General features: G+C 40.6%; 11 protein-coding genes. 7 read left to right on the top strand and 4 right to left on the bottom strand.

The window, feature by feature from the left end:
• Positions 1 to 10: 10 nt before the first annotated feature.
• Positions 11 to 1,585, bottom strand: coding sequence for a DGQHR domain-containing protein (locus L8106_RS22180; RefSeq protein WP_009786704.1), 1,575 nt, complete (start codon positions 1,583 to 1,585; stop codon positions 11 to 13).
• 210 nt (positions 1,586 to 1,795) lie between these two features.
• On the opposite strand from L8106_RS22180, the gene L8106_RS22175 reads away from it, so the two are divergent.
• From L8106_RS22175 to L8106_RS22155, 5 genes are all read left to right on the top strand, one after another.
• Positions 1,796 to 2,629 (top strand): HNH endonuclease, encoded by an 834-nt coding sequence (locus L8106_RS22175; RefSeq protein WP_232228553.1) that lies wholly within the window; start codon positions 1,796 to 1,798, stop codon positions 2,627 to 2,629.
• Positions 2,630 to 2,644: 15 nt separating this feature from the next.
• Positions 2,645 to 4,207 (top strand): DNA phosphorothioation system sulfurtransferase DndC, encoded by a 1,563-nt coding sequence (gene dndC / locus L8106_RS22170; protein ID WP_009786702.1) that lies wholly within the window; start codon positions 2,645 to 2,647, stop codon positions 4,205 to 4,207.
• A 386-nt stretch (positions 4,208 to 4,593) separates the two neighbouring features.
• Positions 4,594 to 6,579 (top strand): DNA sulfur modification protein DndD, encoded by a 1,986-nt coding sequence (gene dndD, locus L8106_RS22165; protein WP_009786701.1) that lies wholly within the window; start codon positions 4,594 to 4,596, stop codon positions 6,577 to 6,579.
• 187 nt (positions 6,580 to 6,766) lie between these two features.
• A complete protein-coding gene (locus L8106_RS22160) occupies positions 6,767 to 7,360 on the top strand; it encodes a hypothetical protein (protein WP_009786700.1) in 594 nt (197 codons plus the stop codon).
• Positions 7,361 to 7,449: 89 nt separating this feature from the next.
• Positions 7,450 to 8,625: an FAD-binding oxidoreductase gene (locus tag L8106_RS22155; protein WP_009786699.1), complete on the top strand. Its 1,176-nt coding sequence runs from the start codon at positions 7,450 to 7,452 to the stop codon at positions 8,623 to 8,625.
• A gap of 80 nt (positions 8,626 to 8,705) precedes the next feature.
• Here L8106_RS22155 and L8106_RS22150 read toward each other — a convergent pair whose 3' ends face one another.
• Entirely contained in the window at positions 8,706 to 9,581 is an 876-nt protein-coding gene (locus L8106_RS22150; RefSeq protein WP_009786698.1) for a three-Cys-motif partner protein TcmP, read from the bottom strand.
• 140 nt (positions 9,582 to 9,721) lie between these two features.
• On the opposite strand from L8106_RS22150, the gene L8106_RS33155 reads away from it, so the two are divergent.
• Positions 9,722 to 11,686, top strand: coding sequence for an LAGLIDADG family homing endonuclease (locus tag L8106_RS33155; protein ID WP_009786697.1), 1,965 nt, complete (start codon positions 9,722 to 9,724; stop codon positions 11,684 to 11,686).
• A gap of 7 nt (positions 11,687 to 11,693) precedes the next feature.
• Here L8106_RS33155 and hisA read toward each other — a convergent pair whose 3' ends face one another.
• Both hisA and coaE read right to left on the bottom strand, forming a co-directional pair.
• Positions 11,694 to 12,467, bottom strand: coding sequence for a 1-(5-phosphoribosyl)-5-[(5-phosphoribosylamino)methylideneamino]imidazole-4-carboxamide isomerase (hisA, locus tag L8106_RS22140; RefSeq protein ID WP_009786696.1), 774 nt, complete (start codon positions 12,465 to 12,467; stop codon positions 11,694 to 11,696).
• A 31-nt stretch (positions 12,468 to 12,498) separates the two neighbouring features.
• Positions 12,499 to 13,104, bottom strand: coding sequence for a dephospho-CoA kinase (gene coaE / locus L8106_RS22135; protein ID WP_009786695.1), 606 nt, complete (start codon positions 13,102 to 13,104; stop codon positions 12,499 to 12,501).
• Between the two features lie 253 nt (positions 13,105 to 13,357).
• Between coaE and L8106_RS22130 the strand changes: the two genes are divergently transcribed.
• Complete coding sequence (locus L8106_RS22130) at positions 13,358 to 18,727, top strand: CHAT domain-containing protein (protein ID WP_009786694.1); 5,370 nt, start codon at positions 13,358 to 13,360, stop codon at positions 18,725 to 18,727.
• Positions 18,728 to 18,912 lie beyond the last annotated feature (185 nt).

Raw genomic sequence — 18,912 nt, 5'->3', positions numbered from 1 at the left:
AATCTTAAAATTACAATATTTTGGGTAATTTAATCTCTCTAGGCTTCACAAACCGCCCCTCAAAACTAACGGCCCTATTCTCAAATGTCCTCGCCTCAGACAACCCTCGTCGCAACTCCGCCCGATCCATTGGTTCATCTATTCCCCCCAATATATAAACAAGCAACTTCGCCGCCAGATCTCGCCCGGCAACCCGAATACGCCGTTTATTGGGATCAAACAATACTCCATACCACAAAGACTCGGGGTATTCTATGCCATTAAACCCACCCACCGCATCAAAAGAACGCAACTTTTCCAACAAACTCATCAACGGTTTTTGCTGCTGAAACACCAACACTCCTAACCCCTGGGCGATCGCTACTTGACCCACAGGACGAAACAAAATATTACTTTCACCCCCCGGTTTCTCGAAGCTAAACCGTCTCAATACAGGCGTTTCTTCTCCTCTTTCCAGACGTTGATAACTCGGTAAACTAGCTAACGCATCCAACAACCGTCGCAACTCCTGCATCCCTTCCTCAAGTTCGTCATCATCGGGACGCATGGGAACTAACCCCGGTTTGGGCGAAAGCCAATGGGGAAAGCGATCGCCTAAATAGCGCTGTGTCATCTCTTTGAGGGCTTGTAAGGTGGTTAAAACCGTAGACTTAGAGGCTACTGTTGCACTATCCCAGTTTATTCTAGGGTTGCGATCGCGTTTTTCCATGAGTAAAGGATGAGTGACTGCCACCTGGCGCGTTACAATAGAGAACCCGTCATCTTCATCGAGTAGGGCTAACTGACCCTTACTCAGTTTCACCGCCATCAGGTTAACGTGAACAAAGATAGATCGGACTCGTTGACGGGCGATCGCGCGAGTTTCTCCAGCCACAACTGCGGGAATAAACTCTATCCCAACCGTTTCAGAGACTAAGTTTTCTATCTCCTCGGGAGTTAGCGCCGAAACCTCCTCTATATCATTGAGGGTTATGGCTTCCCCAACTGCTTTTTTGATTTTGGTGTAGGGTTGCAGTTTTCCTGTTCTTAGAAGTCGCATTAAGCCCTGTATCCCCATCAGGCGATGTTGTCCGTCTAAAGCAAACACAGCCACATCAGAGGTCAAATGCAACAGTCCGAGTTGTCCCTGACTATCCAACCCCTCAAATGCGATCGCCGACTCGGTAGCCCTTCCTTGATCATCCCACTGGGGCGCTTGGAGATCGTTCACCCAAGACGGACAGATCACCACCAACAAAGCGGGGAACTTGTGGGCTTTGTGAGTCGCGAGGTATTGGGCGAGGGGGAGTTGACGCGACCAGTCTAGGGGACGTTGTAAGATGTCTTCTACGGTGTCTGCCACTCGTTCGACGTTTCCGGTGTCTGGGTTGAGGTGACGTTTAAACAGGGGAAGTTGGGAAGCATAACCCACATTGCGATCCAACCAGTCCAGTGTCACCGAACCGATAAAGGCTTCTGTTCCTCCCATCTGGGTTTTGTGTACCAGGAGATGTTCAGGGGAGTTGAGGAGGGGTTCAAGAAACTTCGCGATCGCTTTTTGGTCTTGGGGGTTGGGTTCTGGGGTTGGATCAGTTGCAGAATTCATCACTAAAGTATTAAGCTATGAGAACAAGTTTTTAAAAACTCTCAGGTATGAGTTATTATAACTGAACAGGGTGCTAGTAAAAGGGCTACAAATATGAGTACCACAGAAAACTCGGAGGACAAACGGACGTTACTGGACTACTGTAGACGGTTTTCAGAATTGAAGGTCAGTAGCAACCGAAAGCGGGGTGATGCACCCTACAAGCCAATTTTGCTGTTATCTATTATTGATCTGATTGCCCAAGAAATTATTAAGAATAACTACATTTTAGTGTCAGATGAGTTGATAGACACATTTAATAAGTATTGGAAAATATTAGGAAATCCTTCTTATAAAGGGGGTTTACATTATCCATTCTTTTATTTACAAAGTGATCAATTCTGGCATTTAGAATTTAAGCCGGATTTTAAGGGTTTACAACCTAAAACTACAAACAAGTTAAAAGAGGCTGTGGAGTATGCAAAATTAGATGATGAACTCTTTGAGATTTTATTAGATAAAACTTCTAGAAATGAACTCACTGATACCTTAATAGCCGTTTGGTTTTTTGAGAGTCAGCGAGAATTATCAGAAATTTTAAATGTCAATCAATCTTTCCAAAGTCAGATAGAGGAAGATGTAGAGGAGGTTTCATTAAAAAAAATTAGACTACAAAAGTCCGTAGTTAGAAATGCTTTTTTTCGTAAAGCAATTGTACATACTTATGGATATCGATGTGCATTTTGTGGTTTAAAGGTAACTCGAAAAATCACTCAAAGTATAGTAGATGGCGCACATATTAAACCATTTTCGAGATTTTATGACAGCAGGATTGATAACGGAATATCATTCTGTAAAAATCATCACTGGGCATTTGATAGAGGTTGGTTCACTATTAATGATAACTATAAAATTGTAGTAGCTAATGATTTACAAGAAGTTTCGCCTAATGCTAAATCAATGCGAGAGTTTCACGGCGAACACATAGCTTTGCCAACTTTAGAACAATACTTTCCTAGACTAGATGCGCTTGAATGGCATCGAAAAAATATATTTAGAGTGTAAAAAAGGAGTAAAAAAATGGCAAAAACTAAAGCACCACTCATTCCAAATCGAACCGTAGCTGAATTTGTAGAATATCTAGAAAAGTTATCTTTAGAAATTCAAGAGTTATATTGTATTGATCAAATTCCTTGGGTAATTGGCTATTCAGGGGGAAAAGATAGCACCGCTACATTACAACTGATATGGAATGCGATCGCAGCACTTCCAGCAGAAAAGCTGATCAAACCCATTTATGTCATCAGTACAGATACACTTGTAGAAAATCCAATAGTTTCTGCTTGGGTTGAAAACTCTTTAAAAAGAATAAAAATTGCTGCTCAAGAGCAAAATCTTCCAATAGAACCGCATTTATTAAAACCACAAATGACCCATACTTATTGGGTTGGTTTAATTGGAAAAGGTTATCCCGCTCCTAGACATAGATTTCGCTGGTGTACACCTCGGTTGAAAATTGATCCTTCAAACCGTTTTATTCGTAATGTTGTACGATCAAACCGGGAAGCAGTCGTTGTGCTAGGAACTCGTAAAACAGAGAGTTCAAACCGTGCGAAAATTATGGAAAAGCGGGAAGCTAAACGACTACGAGAGCGCCTTTGTCCCCATCCCCATATACCAAACTCTTTACTTTACACTCCTATTGAAGAATGGCGAACAGATGAAGTTTGGCTTTATCTGATGCAATGGGAAAATCCTTGGGGACATAGTAATAAAGATTTATTTGCTATGTATCGAGGGGCAACCGCAGATAACGAATGTCCGTTAGTTGTTGATACCTCAACGCCTAGCTGTGGAAGTTCTCGTTTTGGCTGTTGGGTTTGTACATTAGTGGATAGTGATAAATCTCTGACTGCAATGATTCAAAATGATGAGGAAAAAGAATGGTTACAGCCTTTGGTTGATATTCGTCTCGAATTAGATATTAGAAATGATCGAGACAAGAGAGATTTTAGACGTATATTTGGAACAGTACAACTGTTTGAAAGGAATGTCAATGGAGAAGTTTCTGTAGAACCGATACCCGGCCCCTACGTTAAAAAATGGCGGGAACATTGGTTAAGACGAGTATTAGAAGCCCAAACGAAAATCCGTCAAACCGCCCCGGAAGAAATGCGGGATATTACCCTAATTCAACCGGAAGAACTCAGTGAAATTCGCCGAATTTGGTTAGAAGAAAAACACGAATTTGATGATAGTTTACCGAGGATATATAAAGAAGTGACAGGAGAAACTTTTATAGATGCCTATCGAGGAATGGAAAGCAGTCTATTAGGCAGTGATGAATGGACAACATTAGAAGAAATTTGTGGGGAAGACGCTATGCACCTAGAACTCATGGCAAAACTATTAGATACCGAACGACAATATTACACCAAAGCCCGTCGTGTAGGACTGTTTGAAGACCTCGAAAAATGCTTTGAAACCAGTTCACGAACCAAAGAAGAAGCAATAGAAAATGCCCACCTCAGACGGAACTTAAAGTTAGCCGCAGAAGAAGGAGATGTTGAAACCATTAAACAACTCACTTGGGCAAACATGAAATTCTCAAACAACTCAGAAACCAACGATGAGGAGGGATAACATCAAAAAAACCCCACTGGTAACGGATTAAACTTCGGCGGAGATAATTCAAGCAATGCCAAGAGTAAAACGGATAGATAATTTCAACCCACCCAAAGTTAACCCATCCGTTTCCAAAAGCATAAACCTCAAAAACCCAAAGTTAACCCATCCGTTACCATATCCGTTACCATATCCGTTTCCAAAAGCATAAACCTCAAAAACCCAAAGTTAACCCATCCGTTACCATATCCGTTACCATATCCGTTTCCAAAAGCATAAACCTCAAAAACCCAAAGTTAACCCATCCGTTACCATATCCGTTACCATATCCGTTTCCAAAAGCATAAACCTCAAAAACCCAAAGTTAACCCATCCGTTACCATATCCGTTACCATACCCCCACCATGATTTTCCTCGAACTCGTCCTACAAAACTTCGGCCCCTACCAAGGAAGACAAGTCATCAATCTTCGCCCTGAAAATAACGGCAACCTACGCCCTATTATCTTATTTGGGGGGATGAATGGTGGCGGAAAAACAACTATGATGGATGCTATTCGTCTCGCCCTCTACGGACAACGCGCCCAATGTTCTACCCGAGGAAATTTCAGCTACAATGACTTTTTAACCCAATGTGTAAATAGTAATACCTCACCCATAGAAAAAACTCGGGTTGAACTGGTATTTGAACACGTCAAAGAGGGGAAAATGGCAGAATGGCGAATTGTGAGAACCTGGACAAAAAACCCCAAAGATGGTAAAGATGAATTAGGGATTGTAATTGGAGAATGGCCGGATAAATCAATTGCGAGGATTTGGGATGAATACATTGAAAATATACTGCCTTTAGGGATTTCTAATTTATTCTTGTTTGACGGCGAACAAGTTAAAGAACTAGCAGAATTAGAGAAGCCTCCTCAAGCTGTTATCGATGCGATTTCTAACTTGCTTGGACTCGAACTAGCAACCCGTTTATCAATGGATTTGAATATTCTAAATCAACGGAAACTAAAAGACCTAGCAGGTGTCGAAGAACGGGCAGAAATTGAACAGATAGAACAACGTCTCGCCCAACAGCAGGAAGAAAAACAAGTTTCAGAACAAAAACTCCAAACCCTCAAACAACAACTAGAGTTAGCCGAAAAGCATCAAAAGAAAGCCTCCGAAAAATTTGTTTCAGAAGGGGGAAAAATTGCCCAAGAACGTTCTCAGCTAGAAACGAAAATTAAAGAGTTAGAAGTCACCATTGAAACTCAACGTAAAAGCTTACGAGACTTAGCCGGTGAAACCCTTCCTTTAAACTTAATTTCTCCGTTGCTTCATCAAGCAGAAACTCAAGCCGAAAAAGAACTGAAACGTCAACAATCAATGGCAGCCCGTGAAGTTTTACAAGAACGAGATAGCCGTTTAATTAATTATATTAATCAACTTTCCCTTGATTCCCAATCTGTTAATCAAATTCAATCTTTCCTGCAAGAAGAAAATCAAGTTTTAGAACAAGAAATTGAAACCGGAATTCAACCCTATTTAGAAATGGAGACTGAAGCATTCAATCAATTAAAAGTAATCCTTAACTCTCAGTTACCCACTCAAACCCAACAAGCAAAAGTTTATTTAGAACAACTTAAAACCCTAAAAAATGAAATTGATGCCATTGATACCCAACTGCAAACCGCCGCAGCGCCCGAAGTTTATCAAAAATTAGAAGCCCAACTAAAACTCTCTCAAACAGAACTCCTAAAAGCCCAAGTCGCCCACGAAGAAGGACAACGCCAGACCGATCAAATTAAAAGTGTGATCGCCAAAACCAAAAAAGAGTTAGATACCTACAGTGATAATACAGTTAAATATAAGAGTAGTGATCATATTGTGAAATCAATTGAAAAAGTTCAAGAAACGCTGAAAGTTTTTAAAGAACAACTTACTCTCAAAAAACTTAATAAACTCGAAGTTGAAGTTGCAGAATGCTTTCGTTATCTATTACATAAATCAGATTTAGTTCATCGAGTTGGGATTGATACCCATGACTTTAGCCTCTCTCTCTACAACCTAGAAGGAAAACCTGTTCCCAAACATCGCCTTTCTGCTGGAGAAAAGCAACTCCTGGCGATCGCTTTTCTGTGGGGGTTAGCAAGAGTATCAGGACGCAACCTCCCCGTTGCCATTGACACCCCTCTCGGACGCCTCGACTCCTCCCACCGCCAAAACCTGATTGAACGTTATTTTCCCTCCGCTAGCCATCAGGTGATTTTGCTGTCAACCGACACCGAAATTGGTGAAAGTGAAGTTCACAACCTACGTGAACAAGAAGCGATCGCCCATGAGTATCTACTGAAATACGATTCTAGTCAGCGTCAAACTGTTGTGGAACCGGGTTACTTCTTTTCTTAACTTCAGGAAGCTGTCCATCGGTAGAAGTCAAATATTGATCTTTTTATTGAGAAAGACTTTTATTAAAATCATATTAAACAGAAATAATTGTTAATAGCTTATTAAAAGTTAATTCTAATAGTTAGAATCGCTCAATTTTTTGCTAAACTTTTTATATCTAACAGTTGAAAAAATTAGGGTAAAATCGTTGGTAGAGCGATCAAACAAACAAGAGGTGAACGAACAAACCCTAGCAAGCTTTAAAATTAGCCAGGAATTATGGCAACGTTTTCAAGCTAGGTGCATTGAACAAGACAGCACAACACCAAAAGTTTTAAGTCAATTAATCATTAATTATCTAGAACAAACCGACAAAAATCCTACGGCAAATTCTCAATCTTCTCCAATAAACTTAGAGCAAATTCTCACCGAAAAAATGGCAGAAATTGTTGAAGATTATATTCAAAAAAATCTAGAAAATTATCTATCAAATCAAGTTGAAAATCGACTCGATAAATTAATTCAACAAGTGTTTGAACGTCATCTTAAATTCAATATTAATGAGCAGGCAAGAAGTGAACCTTCAGCCCCAACCTCAACCCCAGAAAAGCCTCAACCTAAAGCACCTCAACGAAAAAATAATGTTCTTACCCTAAAAACGGCTAAAGAGTTAGGTGAGATTTTAGGAGTTTCTGCACCTTATATTACCACTCTCAATCGCATTGGGGAATTACAACAAAGAGGTTGGGAAGACTCAGGAAAGCGACGGGGAAAAACGATTTTATACAAACCGATTGATTAGACCCGATTTCCCCTTAGAAATTGATCGCAATACTCGGTCAAATTAGGGCAAAATATAAATAGAAGTCAACTCTACACAATATTAATCTGATGACCACCTATGACTGGATTATCGTTGGTGCAGGAATTACCGGAACAAGCCTCAGTTATGAACTCGCGAAAAAGGGGCTGAATGTTCTTCTCATTGAAGAAAATTCGACCTTGGAAAATGCCACTCGTTACAGTTACGGTGGACTAGCGTATTGGTCGGGAAGTACCCCCCTAACTCGTCAACTCTGTGAAGACGGAAAACAACGTCATCAAATCTTATCTGAGGAATTAGAAGCCGATACCGAGTTTCGAGAAGTTGACCTGATTTTAACCGTTTCCCCCCAACAAAATCCCGAACATATTGCTGAAAGTTATACTAAATTTATCACGCCACCTCGGTTATTAACCCCAGAAGAAGCGTGTGAAATTGAACCGCTTCTCAACCCCAACGGTATCGCCGCAGCCTTTACGGTTCGTCATGGTCATATTTCCCCCGAAAAAACGAATTTTGCTTATTTAGATGCTTTTCAACGGCTAGGTGGAACGTTAGAAATTGCCACTGTTACAGAATTAGTTAAACAGGGAAATAAAATTACAGGTGTTAAAACTAAAAATCAGACTTATTTAGCCGAAAATACTGCGATTTGTGCAGGAGGTTTAAGTCGGAGTTTGTTAAGTTCGGCGGGAATTTCTATTCGCTTACATTTTACTCATACCGAAGTCTTAGAAACGCCACCTGTTGAGACGAATTTAAGAACCGTTGTCATGTCTGCGGGAATGGAACGCTTTCAACTCGAAGCCGACGCCGCCAAGCCCGAATTTGAACCGCTTTGGGATGAACCTGGACACGAATTTGTGCCTTTAATTATTGATGCCAGTGCGGTACAATTATTAAATAATAAAATGCGAATTGGTCAACCGTCTCGCGTATTAAGTGATCTGAATGCTAAGATTAATCCCGTTGAAAGTGAAGCCCAAATTCGCAACGCCATCGGTAAAATTTTACCTACTTTACAAGATTTACCCGCCCATTGGTATCATTGTTTAGTCGCGTTTACTGCTGATAGTTTACCCTTGGTTGGTACCATTCCCAATTTAACCGGAATTCATATTTTTTCAGGATTTAGTAACCCCTTGGTTTTTGTTCCTCCCCTCGCCCAACGATACGCTAATCACGTTACCGGACAAGCCGATGAAATCGTTAAACAGTTATCGCCCCTGCGTTCAACCCTTTAATTATCGAACGAAACAGCCCTGGTGTAGCTTTCCAAATCCCTCATTTCTATCGAATAGTTCTCTAAAAAATAACCAAAATCCTATTTTTTGAGTATATCTTGAGCAATTTTAATGGCTGTTGATGCTCCCTTCTGATTTCCGGCTGCAAAGCAAAGTAGGTATAAGGGTGTATTTCTAGAATTACATAGAACAAGAGGATTTTTGGCTACACCTTCAAAAACTGTCTTTAGTCTTTCCGTAAAATATTGACCGATCAACTTACAGTTTGCAATTTTATCTGTTGTAGAATATGTGTCTCCAAATAAGTTTGTTTGTTCTGTAATTCTGTAAAATGTGTCATACCAGCCTGTTGTCCCAAATACTTCATTGAGTCGGGCTTTTCTTGATTCACTAATATTGCCATCTTTGGTTAGTAATCGATTAATTGCTATTCCTAATGGAAAAAGATACCATAAGTCAATAGCTTTTGTTTGAGCAATTAATTCAATAGTTTCCCAGGGAATTTGCATACCAAAGGGATCAAGAAAAAGAACAGCACGCCGTGTTTTCCAGTCTTTGCGACATAGATCTTTAAGATAAACATTTGCATCAGAATGGACAATACTAATTCGTTCAGATAAATTAGGAAAATCAATTTTAAGCTTTTCTAATTCATTGACTTTGTTTTCATCTTTTTCAATGAATATATATTTTTTGAACTCCGGCTTGATTTGAAGGGCAATTCGTGCCGATCCATCTAAAAACTTTTTCGATTCTTGCTCCACCAGTTCTGGTAACAGTAAAGTATTCGGTTCCTCTTCATCCTTAAGTGTTCTATATCCGGTTCCAGCAAAAGCATCTATATAAGCATAGGTGAAATTATACTCCTTCATAATTGTTGAATAAGCTTTTAAATATTTACTGACTCGGTTTAACTTTTCTTCAGTCCAATCTCCACCGAAAGTTTGTTTCTCCATACTTCAAAATCTAAATATTAAAGATCAGAAATTTAATATTGATTATTTTTTCTATTTATGATAAAATAAAAAGTCTAAAGCAAGAAAGTTGTTATCAACAAGCCGATAACTTTTTAAGTCATCAAACGTAGTCAATAGCCATGTCTACTGTTACAGGAACTGAACCCATTGTCAATCCGCTTCAGAACAGTAATCTGAATAAAAAGGGATTGTGCGACTATGTAATTAATATAGCATCTGGCTGTTTGCATGGATGTACTTTTTGCCTTGTTCCCGAAACTTTAATTCTTTACTCAGATTTAACTTGGCGAAAATTAGAACACGCAAAAGTCGGTGATGTACTTTTGGGGTTTGACGAAAATCCTACCAGTCATGTTTACCGATTTTTCCGTAAAAGCACCATAGAGGCGATCCAATGGAGCAAGCAAGAAGCGACAAAAATTGTTACAGATGCAGGAGAAGTAATTGCAACGTCAAATCATGGATGGTTAAATTGTCGGGGGAAATGGTTATCAACCCAAAATTTGACAACTGTTTCGCAAGACAGAAAAGATGGATTTTCTACAATCAAGAGTATTGGATTGGCTAACCATTTTGCTGTCACGGATGACTATAAACTGGGTTACATTGCAGGGATGACAGAAGGGGACGGAACATTCAGGTTTGACCCTAACGAGATTTACAAGGGAGATTACACGCCATATTGGAGGGTTGCTCTTTGCGACTTTGAACCTTTGGAAAGATTGGTAGAGTACCTCTTAGAATTCGATATATCTGTTAGTGTTCGTCCTTATTACAAAGGCAATGACAACCATCGAGAAGCCAAAAAAGTGGAAACTCGATCTCAAGCCCAGTGTGAAAAGTTGTTTAACTTGCTTGCTGCCCCCTTGGATACGGTTGAGTATCACAGGGGATTCATATCGGGATTTTTTGATGCAGAAGGTTCTTTCAATCAATCGCTTCGGCTTTCTCAAAAAATATTACCCGTTTTACATCGAGTTCAGAAGTATGCAAAGTCATTTGGATTTAGTTTCCAACTTGAAAAGTATGAAAATTGCTGTTTTAGTCTTCGGCTTCTTGGGGGTTTTTCGGAAGTTGTCCGATTTTTCTCAACCTTTTGCCCTGCCATAACTAGGAAGTCAGAAAAGATGATAGGGGGCGCGTTAAAAGGGATCAAGGCGGCAAAAGTTATTGATAAAATTCCAATGGGATTAGTTGATGTAGTAGACATCCAAACATCAACACACACATTTTTTGCCAATGGATTAGCAACTCATAACTGCTATGTTCCTTCAACACCCGCCATTCGGACAAGACAGGCGCAGCTTCAGAAAAAAGGAGTCAATAACCCTCAAATGGATTGGGGACAATATCTTTTAATTCGTGAAGATATTCCAGAGAAATTAAATAAAATTTTAGAGCGGAAAAGAACTTGGAATGTAACACCGTCAGGGAAAGGCGTGGTTTTATTATGTTCTGGTACCGATCCCTATCAAAACAAACAAACGGCTGAAATTACCCGTCGTGTTGTTCAGATTTTATCAGAAAAAGGTAAAAGAGTCCGAATTTTAACCCGCAGCCCTTTATGGATTAACGATCTTGATATTTTGATTAATCCTAATATTACAGTTGGGATGAGTTTACCTTATTTAGACGATCAACTCAGCCGTCAAATTGAACCTCAAGCGCCCCCTCCTTCTAAACGTTACGAAGCATTATTGAAAGGTAGACAAGCCGGATGTCGTCTCTATGTTGCAATGGCGCCGACTCCACCCAGTTTGACCCGAGATGACTTTGAGAAATATCTAGAAAAAATGATGCAGCTTGAACCCGAAGTAATTTTTTGGGAACCCATCAACGCCAGGGGTACAAATGGAAAACGAATGCTTGCAGCCGGGTTAGAATGGGTAAACTCGGTAATGACAAAACGTTCATGGGCGGAAGATTTTTTGAGACAATGGGACGACATGGAAGCCGCCGCGATCGCAGTCGGGTGTAAGGATAGACTACATATCTGGCCAGATCCAGGGCTAAAAAAATATGTTGATGATCCCAACAAAGTCGGAAACTGGCTATATCATCCGACGGTTGAGAAATGGGATTGATCTTGATTTAAGCCAAAGCTGAACCCCCAAAATCAGGCGGAATATCCTGCAAACGTCCCCAACCCACAGCTTGAATGGCTTCTTTCAAGTCAACATCACCTGTGTATAAAGCGCGACCCACAATCGCCCCCGTTACCCCCAAAGGTTCCAGGGATAACAAACTCAATAAATCCGTCACCGAACTAATTCCCCCCGACGCAATCACCGGAATAGCAACCTCCGAAGCAACTTCTCGCAACGCCGCTTTATTTGGCCCTTGCAAAGTACCATCCCGATGAATATCAGTATAAATAATCGCACTAGCACCCAACTGTGCCATCTGATGGGCGAGTTCTGTGGCTAAGACTTCTGAGGTTTCTAGCCATCCTCGGGTTGCAACTTTCCCATCACGGGCGTCAATTCCGACGACAATTTGTTTGGGGAACTCCTGACACAACTCAGCCACCAGTTGGGGGTTTTCCACCGCAACAGTCCCTAAAATTGCCCGGTTTACGCCCAGATTTAACAAAGTTGTCACAGTCTCTCGACTGCGTAACCCGCCACCCACTTGTACAGGAATATTAACAGCGTTGACGATCGCTTCTATAATTTTATGATTCGTCGGTTGACCTGTTTTCGCCCCATCGAGATCAACCAAATGTAACCAAGTAGCGCCCTGATCTTCCCACTGTTGGGCGACGGCAACGGGATCGTCGTTGAAGGTTTCAGCTTGGTCGTAGTCACCTTGATATAATCTTACACAACGTCCTTCAAGTAAATCAATCGCAGGAATGACATCCATGAGTTATTTCGGTAATTGTTTGAACACGATTTTAGGACTTTCTGGCGATCGCATCATCAACTTGTTGCCAGAGTTCCTCTAAAGTCGAGGAGTTGTCTAAAACCACATCTGCCATTTTACACTTTTGCTCAAGCGGCATCTGACTGTCAATTCTCGCTTGGGCTTGTTCGGGAGTCAGAGAACCGTTACTGCGTTGAATCAAACGCAACTGCTGTTGTTGAGGAGAACAAGAAATCACCCAAATTTCTGTCACTAAATCAGTCATTTTGGCTTCAAACAACAGAGGAATCACCAAAATCGCAGTCGCATCTTTACCCTCTTGATCCCGAAGCTGTTGAATATTTTCACAAAAGCGATCGCGGACAACCGGATGAATTTGCTGCTCGACCCAGTGACGTTCTGTTAAGCTACTAAAAATTATAGTACCGAGTTGCTGGCGATTTAAGCTACCATCAGAGAGTAAAATACCAGTACCATAGCGACGAACAAGGGTCTGCAAGACAGGGGAGTTGGGCTGTACGGCTTCACGAGAATAAACATCTGCATCCCAAATGGGAAACGGGTACATCTCGGCTAGGTAGTTGGACACGGTTGTTTTTCCGGTGCTAATGCCCCCAGTTAAGCCAATCAAACGCATAATGATATTTTTGATAGATTTGCGTTGTTATTGTCTGTAATCTACTATACTTGACGACTGCTTCCTTTGGACGAATATTGATCTACATTTAAAGTTTTTGCCGCTTGACTCTATGGAGATCAAGTGTAAAAATTAAACCCATTTAAGAGATTGGATTCTGTGAGATTTAAGACAAGATATCAGGGGTAGACTCGTGACCTTTTACAACAACTGTTAAACTGGTTGATACGGGAGTTTCCCAGGAGAATTTTTGATGAATATCAGCAGTTACTTGAAGTCAGTGGTCTTCTCCATACCGCTACTGACACTACTTTTGGGTTTTGAAACTGACGAATTTCCCGATAGCTGGCGATGTAGAATCTTCTATACCTTCAAATCAAAAAAAGTTATTGCTCAACCCATTGTTCCTGAACCCAACAGTACCAACACGGTGACTCATCAACAAGGAAATCGTATTGATATAGAAGGCGGGAAGTTATCCTCAGACGGGGCAAATTTATTTCATAGTTTTACCGATTTTAATGTTGAGTCTGGACAGGTTGCTAACTTTTTATCCAATAATTCCATTCAAAATATTTTAACTCGGGTCGTTGGGGGAAATGCTTCTGTTATTAATGGTTTAATTCAGATGACAGGAGGGAATGCGAATTTATTTTTGATGAACCCTGCGGGAGTGATTTTTGGATCAAATGCAAGTTTAAATGTTCCCGCTTCCTTTACCGTGACGACAGCAACCGGAGTGGGATTGGGTTCAAGTTGGTTTAATGCGATTGGAAATAATGATTATGCTAGCTTGGTGGAGACTCCTAACGCTTTTCGCTTCTCCGCAACTTCATCGGGCAGTATCATTAATGCAGGTAGACTTGCTGTAGCCTCTGGAGAAAATATCAGCTTATTAGGAAGTAATGTCATTAATACCGGGGAATTGATCGCACCGGAGGGCCAAATTACCATTGCTGCCATTCCCGGTGAACAAATTCTCCGCATCAGCCAAGCTGGACATTTGCTGAATTTAGAAGTGGCGACAGCAGACATGGGGAGTTATTCGCCAGAAATTGCCCCCTTATCCTTACCGCAACTGTTAACCGGAGGCGATCGCAACCATGCAACAGGAGTGACGGTACTCGCCGATGGTCGGGTAGAATTAACCAATTCGGGGGCTGAAATTCCCACCTCTAGCGGTGTCGCCGTCGTTTCAGGAAATGTCACCGCAGCAGCCGGAAGCGTCAATATTGTCGGGGAAACGGTGGGGTTAGTCGATGGTCATGTTGATGTTTCTGGAGTTAATGGTGGAGGTACCGTCAGAATTGGCGGAGATCAGCGAGGAAGTGGGTTAATTCCAAATGCAAATTCTACTTTTATTAATCGTAACTCTTCGATTTTAGCGAATGCAGACGTGGAGGGAAATGCCGGACAGATTATTATTTGGTCAGACCTAAACACTCGATTTTTTGGGAAGATTAACGCCCAGAGTATTACCGGAAACGGTGGATTTGCAGAAATTTCTAGTTATGGGAATTTAACCGTCGAAGGGGATGTTGATTTGCGAGGGGCAAATGGAACTGTTGGGACTTTATTATTAGATCCTCTTAATATTACCATTGTTGATGGCAATGAAGCAATAGAAAATGAAAATTCTCTGCGAGATAATCAGATTTTAGCCGAGAATAATCCTTCAGAGTTTACGATTTCTGAGACTCGTTTAGAACAGATTGGAGAAACAGCCGATATTGTTTTAGAAGCGCGAGATAATATTACAATTAATGATCTCGAAGATAATCAACTCAATTTTCAAGCCTCTAGCGGATCAGTCACGTTTACAGCAGATGCAGATGGAGATGGAAAAGGATCATTTCTAATGAGTTCTGACGATACTTTGCAAACCGCAGGTGGAAACATTGTGATTACAGGAATTGATCTGACCATTGGTGATCTGTCTACAAAAGGCGGTAATATTTCTTTGAGTTCAACTTTGAATGGAGAGATTGAAACAGGTCAACTTTCAACCGCTAATTCTTCGGGTGAGGGTGGAAATATTACGATTACCACCAATCAAGGTGAAATTTTAACCGCAGATTTACAAACGAGTGGTTTAAACAAGAGTGGGAATATTGACCTTAATAGTGGTGAGAATATTATTACAGGTGAACTTTCGACTCAAGCTTTGAATTCAACTTCGGGTCAAGCGGGTGAGGTGACAGTGAATGCAGTTGAAAATATTGAAATTGATTTAATTAATAGTTCGGGTTCACAACAAGCCGGAAATATTAGGATTAATAGTGAAGAAGGGAATATTAATTTTTTATCAGATTCTTATAGTTTAGATGCGACTTCTGCGGGGGGAAGTGGAGGAAATATTGAAATTCAAACTTCTCAACGACTGAGTTTGAATTCAGTCAACGCTAAGGGAAAAACCGTAGGGGGTGATATTAATTTAGAAGCCGAAGTTGAAATCGAAGCAGAGACTATTCGCACAGGTGGCTTTGAGAATAGCAACTCAACTTCAGGGGAAACAAAAGCCAGTTCAACTGGAGATATTACACTTACCAGTGATGAGATTAATCTGACAAGTTTAGTAGAAGGAACCGGAAATTTAATTCTTCAACCCTCAACAAATGCCCAAAATATTGTGATTGGTAATTCTAGCAATAATTCGGGATTGTCGATGGATTTAACAACCGATGAAATCACAACGCTGCAAGATGGTTTTACTCAAATTATTATCGGAAGACCTGATAGTAAAGGCAGTATTTATATTAATGGAAATTCAACGTTTCAAGACCCGACGTTGATTCAATCTCCTTTTGGTCGGATTAATATGGGAACGACTTCATCGGGTAGTCCTTATACATTGACAGGTGTAGATAATGCTAGTTTGACTTTAAATGCTTTGAATGATATTACTTTAGGAAATCTCAGAACTAATGGTCAAGATATTACTATTACCAGTCAGTCAGGGCGCATTACTTCTCAACAAATTCAAAATACAGGAAACCCACAAGCAACAATACAATTAACCGCAGATGAGATCGATTTAGTGGGAGGAAATAACTCAATTATTGGCAATGGGTTTCTACTATTACAGCCCTACAATAACCGTCAAGCGATTACACTTGGAAATGATGCTAATACTGAAGCTTTAGAATTGAGTGGATCAGATTTGAATGCCCTCGGAAATGGGTTTGAATTAATTACTATTGGTCGGTCAAATACCAGTAGTCCCCTAACTGTCGCAGGAGATATTACGTTTCGAGATCCAGTCCTGTTGCGATCGCCAAATTTTCCAGGTTTTGTGGTTGCACAAGGAACAATTACAGGGGTTGATAATGCAGCGATTCAAATCGAAGCAGATGGCAATTTATTCTTAGGTAATATTAACACAACAGGTCAAACTTTACAACTGACTAGCATGACCCGTCAAATTACCACCGGAAATTTACAATCTAGTGGTGAAATTAATTTGCAAGCCGGAGAAGCAATTGAAACCGGAAATATCCGCATCTCCTCAAACTCTGTCTCCAATTCATCTTTACAAAATCCTCAAGTGAATCTCGTGAGTCAAGGAAGTGATGTGATTGTTACAGGAAATATTATCACTAATCAAAATAGTAATTTAGTCGGAGTTAATATTCAAGCGCAGAATAAAATTCAAACCAATAATATTACTTCTAGTCAAGAGATTAGCCTCACCACTCAACAGGGTGAAATTGTCACCCAAAATCTGAGTTCATCAGCCACAGAAGATGCAGGAAATATTACGATTCAGTCTGGAGATCGGATTACAACTGGAACTCTAAACGCGAGTTCATTAGAGGGAAATGGAGGAAATATCCGCTTAGTTTCTCCGAATGATATTGAAGTCACTTCGATTAATACAGAAGCCGCCCAAACTGGAGGAAATATTGAAATTAGTACCCAGCAATTTTTTCGGGCGACGGGAACATTTCAAGCTGTAAATCAAGTTGAAGCGAGTTTATCTGCGGTTGGTTCTAGCGAAGGCGGAAACATCATTATTCCCTCATCTACAAGCAGTAGTTTTGAAATCGGAGATGCAACTTTAAATGGTACAGCAGGGGCGATTACCAATGGAGAAATTACCACTTTTCCCCCTGCTAGCAACTCTGCAAATCCGCCTCAAAAACCAGAGTCTAATGAAGACAATCTAGAAACCGAAAATCCAAATCAATCCCCCGATAATCAAGAACCCGTGATTCAAGATAATGTGCTAGAAAACACAACTGAAAATCCATCTACACCTTCAGAAGTTGCTGAAGTTCCAGTGAGTGAAAATCAGGATAATTTAGGGAATAATGAAGAATTATCCCAAGACATTGAAAATATTCCCATTCAACTCGAAGGAACAACCATTTCCAACGATCAAGTCGCGACTTCTACATTCTCCTCATCCGTCTTACAAATTGATTTATTTCGAGGTCAAGAATTTATTAAATATTTTGGTGACAATATCAACAAAAATCCAGTCAGTGATCAAAGTATTCGTCAGACGCTCAGTGATATTACTAAACTTACAGGATACAAACCAGCGATTGTTTATGTTTCAGTGCAAGCAAATCAAGTCGAAATTCGGTTGATTTTACCCGATGGTCAACCTTTATTTAAAAGTACCCAAATCAAACGAGAAGACCTATTAAAAGTCGTTCGAGAGTTTAGCAATCAAATTCGCACTCCCAGTAGTCTGAGTGATACTGAATATAAAGTGAGTGGGAAGAAACTCTATGATTGGTTAATTTTACCCTTAAAAGCAGAGTTGGAAAAACATCAAGTCAAGACTCTAATTTTTTCTATGGATACGGGCTTAAGAACTTTACCCATTGCAGCATTGTACGACGGCGAAAAATTTCTCTTAGAAGACTATAGTTTAGCGTTAATTCCTAGTTTGAGTTTAACTGATACCAGTTATGTTAATCTCAAAAATTCTAAAGTTCTAGCAATGGGCGCCTCCAAATTTTCTGACCCCGCTCAAGAACCTTTACCTGCGGTTCCCATCGAACTCAATTTAATTATGCAGGAAGATCAATGGTCAGGTCAATCTTTTCTCAATGAAGAATTTACAATTAATAACCTCACCACTCAACGCAAGCAAAAACAATTTGAGATTATTCATTTAGCCACTCACGGGGAGTTTTTAGCCGGAGGTGCAAACCGTTCTTATATTCAATTTTGGGATCAAAAATTATGGTTAAATGAACTGCGTCAGTTACGCTTAGATCAACCCCCCGTCGAACTTTTAGTTTTGAGCGCTTGTACAACCGCAGTCGGAGATGAAGATGCAGAGTTGGGTTTTGCAGGACTCGCCATCCAAGCCGGGGTGAAGTCAGCCCTCGCCAGTTTGTGGTACGTTAGTGATGCCGGAACGTTGGGGTTGATGAGTACGTTTTATGATGCGTTGTTACATAGTCCCATCAAAGCAGAAGCCCTCAGACAAGCTCAACTCGCTATGTTACAGGGTAAAGTTCGTTTAGAAGGGGGAAATTTAGTCTATGAGAAAAAGACAATTACCGGAGAAGTGGAGTTACCCCCAGAAATTGCAGTCAGGGGTGATGTTAGCCTAAATCATCCCTTTTATTGGGCGGGTTTTACTCTCATTGGTAGCCCTTGGTAATCTTCAGTCTGGGCGGGTTAACAGAGATTTATTCACTTATATTAATCCGGCGATCGCCCTGTTCCCAATTGACTTTCCGCAATCAACCTCGCCGCCGCCTGTTTAGCCTGCATAGCTGCTTTGGAATTGCGTTTCATCATCGCCACCACCGTCGCACCTACAGCTAAGATCACCAACTGTTCGGT

Origin of the sequence: Lyngbya sp. PCC 8106 (assembly GCF_000169095.1) — a bacterium.
Classification (GTDB): Bacteria; Cyanobacteriota; Cyanobacteriia; order Cyanobacteriales; family Microcoleaceae; genus Capilliphycus.
The sequence above is the reverse complement of the archived record's forward strand: the minus strand, read 5'-3'. Positions and strand labels throughout refer to the sequence as shown.

Coding starts and splice junctions, on each gene's coding strand:
- L8106_RS22180 (WP_009786704.1), bottom strand. CDS start 1,585: ATGAATTCTGCAACTGATCCAACCCCAGAACCCAACCCCCAAGACCAA.
- dndC (WP_009786702.1), top strand. CDS start 2,645: ATGGCAAAAACTAAAGCACCACTCATTCCAAATCGAACCGTAGCTGAA.
- dndD (WP_009786701.1), top strand. CDS start 4,594: ATGATTTTCCTCGAACTCGTCCTACAAAACTTCGGCCCCTACCAAGGA.
- L8106_RS22155 (WP_009786699.1), top strand. CDS start 7,450: ATGACCACCTATGACTGGATTATCGTTGGTGCAGGAATTACCGGAACA.
- L8106_RS22150 (WP_009786698.1), bottom strand. CDS start 9,581: ATGGAGAAACAAACTTTCGGTGGAGATTGGACTGAAGAAAAGTTAAAC.
- L8106_RS33155 (WP_009786697.1), top strand. CDS start 9,722: ATGTCTACTGTTACAGGAACTGAACCCATTGTCAATCCGCTTCAGAAC.
- hisA (WP_009786696.1), bottom strand. CDS start 12,467: ATGGATGTCATTCCTGCGATTGATTTACTTGAAGGACGTTGTGTAAGA.
- coaE (WP_009786695.1), bottom strand. CDS start 13,104: ATGCGTTTGATTGGCTTAACTGGGGGCATTAGCACCGGAAAAACAACC.
- L8106_RS22130 (WP_009786694.1), top strand. CDS start 13,358: ATGAATATCAGCAGTTACTTGAAGTCAGTGGTCTTCTCCATACCGCTA.